The sequence below is a fragment of the Mycobacterium sp. ABE4_509 genome, assembly GCF_056160785.1.
Genome location: NZ_JBSWXU010000246.1, coordinates 1 through 3,844, shown reverse-complemented (window position 1 = coordinate 3,844; position 3,844 = coordinate 1). Strand labels below are relative to the sequence as shown.

Genomic DNA, 3,844 nt, shown 5'->3' with positions numbered 1-3,844 from the left:
CGTCCGCACCGGGCGCCCCGGCATGAGCCGGACCCCGGGCCGCGGCGGCCGCAGCACCCCGCCGGCCAAATCGGCCAAGTCCACCACGGAGCCCAGCCAGGAGCGCTCCGCCCGGTCGCGCCGCACCCGGCAGGCCGAACCGCAGAGCGGGCTGCGCAGCGCCTCCTTCGTGTTCCGGCACCGCACCGGCAACGCGGTGATCTTCCTGCTCCTGGTGATCGCCGCGGCGCAGCTGTTCACGCTGCAGGTGCCCCGCGCCGACGGGCTGCGCGCCGAGGCCGCGGGACAGCTCAAGGTGACCGACATCGACCCCGCGCTGCGCGGTTCCATCGTCGACCGCAACTTCGACAAGCTGGCCTTCACGATCGAGGCCAGGGCGCTGACCTTCCAGCCGGTCCGGATCCGCACCCAACTCCAGGAAGCCTTCGACAAGGCGCAGTCCGAGGGAACCGATGCCCCGGATCCGGACGACCGGCTGCGCGACATCGCCGCCGAGGTGGCGCTGCGGCTGGACAACAAGCCCGACAGCGCGACCCTGCTCAAGAAGCTGCGCAGCGACGAGACGTTCGTGTACCTGGCGCGCGCCGTCGATCCGGCGCTGGCCGACGCCATCACCTCCGAATTCCCCGAGGTGGGCTCCGAACGTCAGGACCTGCGCCAGTATCCCGGCGGGGTGCTGGCCGCCAACATCGTCGGCGGCATCGACTGGGACGGGCACGGCCTGCTCGGGCTCGAGGACTCGATGGACGCGGTGCTGGCCGGCACCGACGGATCGGTCACCTACGACCGCGGCTCCGACGGTGTCGTCATCCCCGGCAGCTACCGCAACCGCCACAACGCGGTGAACGGGGCCACCGTGCAGCTGACCATCGACGACGACATCCAGTTCTACGTGCAGCAGCAGGTCCAACTGGCCAAGGACGCCTCGGGTGCCAAGAACGCCTCGGCGGTGGTCCTCGACGCCAAGACCGGCGAAGTGCTCGCGATGAGCAACGACAACACCTTCAACCCGGCTCAGGACCTCAGCCGTCAGGAGGACCGCCAGCTGGGCAACCTGCCGGTCACCTCGCCGTTCGAACCCGGCTCGGTGAACAAGATCGTCACCGCGGCGACCGCGATCGACCGCGGCCTGACCACCCCCGACGAAGTACTGCAGGTCCCGGGTTCGATCAACATGGGTGGCGTCAACGTCCGCGACGCCTGGAACCACGGCGTGATGCCCTACACCACCACCGGCGTGTTCGGTAAGTCCTCCAACGTCGGCACGCTGATGCTCGCGCAGCGCATCGGGCCCGAACACTATGCCGAGATGCTGCGCAAGTTCGGGCTCGGGCAACGCACCGACGTCGGGCTGCCGGGCGAGAGCGCCGGCCTGGTTCCCCCGATCGACCAGTGGTCCGGCAGCACCTTCTCCAACCTGCCGATCGGACAGGGCCTGTCGATGACCCTGCTGCAGATGACCGGCATGTACCAGGCCATCGCCAACGACGGGGTGCGGATCTCACCGCGGATCGTCAAAGCGACCATCGAACCGGACGGCACCCGCACCGAGGAGCCCCGCCCGGAGGGTGTGCAGGTGGTGTCCGCCCAGACCGCCCGCACGGTGCGCGACATGTTCCGGTCGGTGGTGCAGCGTGACCCGCGCGGAGTCCAGCAGGGCACCGGCCCGCAGGCCGCGGTCGATGGATACCAGATCGCCGGCAAGACGGGCACCGCCCAGCAGATCAACCCGGGCTGCGGCTGCTACTACGACGACGTCTACTGGATCACCTTCGCGGGCATGGCCCCGGCGGACGATCCCCGCTACGTGGTCGGGGTGATGCTCGACGCCCCGCACCGCGCGGCCGACGGCACACCCGGGAGTTCGGCGGCACCGCTGTTCCACAACATCGCGTCCTGGTTGCTGCAGCGGGAGAACGTCCCGCTGTCGCCGGATCCGGGCGCACCGCTGACCCTGCAGGCCGACTGAGCCGCCGCCCGGCGGGTCCGAACCGGGAAGGCGGCCCACCCCGGCCGGTACTGTGTCATCGCCATGAGTCTGCGCCCCTCCCATCCCGCCGGTCTGTCTCTCGAGGCGGTCGCCGAGCTGGTGTCACCGGCCGCCCCCACCGGCCCCGCCGTCGCGGATGTCCGCGTCACCGGTGTGACGCTGCGCGGCCAGGAAGCCCGGGCCGGTGACCTCTTCGCGGCGTTGCCCGGCGCACGGTCGCACGGCGCTCGATACGCCGCCGACGCGGTGGCCGCCGGCGCTGTCGCCGTGCTCACCGACGAGGCCGGAGTCGCCGAGCTCGGCGACGCACCCGGCGTTCCGGTGCTGGTACACGCCGCGCCGCGATCGGTGCTGGGGAAGGTGGCCGCCGCGGTGTACGGCGATCCGTCGCAGCGGCTTCGGGTCATCGGCGTCACCGGCACCTCCGGCAAGACCACCACCAGCTACCTGGTGGAGGCCGGCCTGCGGTCCGCCGGCCGGGTGGCGGGACTGATCGGCACCGTCGGCATCCGCATCGACGGACGCGACGAGGCCGGGCAGCTGACCACCCCCGAGGCACCGGATCTGCAGGCGCTGCTGGCGGTGATGGTCGAGCGCGGGGTGGACACGGCGGTCATGGAGGTGTCCAGCCACGCGCTCACCCTGGGCCGGGTGGACGGCGTCTCCTTCGCCGTCGGCGGATTCACCAACCTCTCCCGTGACCATCTCGACTTCCATCCGTCGATGCAGGAGTACTTCGAGGCCAAGGCCCGGCTGTTCGATCCGGCCTCGCCCAACCACGCGGCCGAGTCGATCGTGTGTGTCGACGACGAATGGGGCCGGGCGATGGCCGCACGCGCGCACCGCGCGATCACGGTCGGTACCTCCGGCACCGCCGACTGGAACGCCGAACAGGTCAGCTCCGACGGGCAGGGCACCCAGGCATTCGTCGTCGTCGACCCGGCCGGTGTGCACCACAGCGTGCAGATCGGGCTGCCCGGAGCGTTCAACGTGGCCAACTGCGTGCTGGCGGTGGCGCTGCTCGATGCGGTCGGAGTGTCTCCGGAACAGGCGGCCCCCGGGCTGCGCGACGCGACGGTGCCGGGTCGGCTGGAGCCGGTCGACCGTGGCCAGCGGTTCCTCGCCGTCGTCGACTATGCGCACAAGCCCGGCGCACTGCAGGCGGTGCTGGCGACGCTGCGCGAGCACTGCCGGGGCAGGCTGGCCGTGGTGTTCGGGGCAGGGGGCAACCGCGACCCCGGTAAGCGCGCCCCGATGGGGCAGACCGCCGCCGCGCTGGCCGACCTCGTCGTCGTCACCGACGACAACCCGCGCGACGAGGATCCCGCCGCGATCCGCGCCGCGATCGTGGCGGGCGCCGAAGCGGATTCGACGGTGGGGCGGGCACGGCTGGTCGAGATCGGCGACCGCCGGGAGGCCATCGCCTACGCCGTCGCGTGGGCCCGACCGGGTGACGTGGTGCTGGTCGCCGGCAAGGGGCACGAAGCCGGCCAGATCATCGGGGCGACCACCCGGCCGTTCGACGACCGCGACGAACTGACCCGGGCCCTGGAGGCCCAGATCACCTGGGGGGCGGGGCGATGATCGCGCTGACGCTGACCGAGCTCGCCGACATCGTCGGCGGCAGACTCGTCGACATCAGCGCCGCCGAGGCGGCCCGTACCCGCGTCACCGGCACGGTGGAGTTCGACTCCCGCGCAGTGGCTCCCGGAGCCCTTTTCCTGGCGTTGCCGGGGGCCCGTGCCGACGGTCACGACTTCGCCGCCGCCGCCATCGAGGCCGGCGCCGTCGCGGTGCTGGCGGCCCGCCCGGTCGGGGTGCCGGCCGTGGTGGTCGACCCGGTCGATCCGGCCG

Annotated in this window: 3 protein-coding genes; all 3 read left to right on the top strand. The window is 72.1% G+C overall.

All coding sequences use genetic code 11. From position 1 onward, the window contains the following. The first annotated feature begins 22 nt into the window (after nucleotides 1-22). Nucleotides 23-1,969, top strand: a complete 1,947-nt coding sequence (locus tag ACXAID_RS27355; RefSeq protein WP_475025310.1) for a peptidoglycan D,D-transpeptidase FtsI family protein — start codon at nucleotides 23-25, stop codon at nucleotides 1,967-1,969. Nucleotides 1,970-2,032: 63 nt separating this feature from the next. Next, entirely contained in the window at nucleotides 2,033-3,574 is a 1,542-nt protein-coding gene (locus tag ACXAID_RS27350) for a UDP-N-acetylmuramoyl-L-alanyl-D-glutamate--2,6-diaminopimelate ligase (RefSeq protein ID WP_475025309.1), read from the top strand. Next, a partial coding sequence (locus ACXAID_RS27345) for a Mur ligase domain-containing protein (protein ID WP_475025308.1) occupies nucleotides 3,571-3,844 on the top strand: 274 nt, incomplete at its 3' end. The genes ACXAID_RS27350 and ACXAID_RS27345, both read left to right, overlap by 4 nt.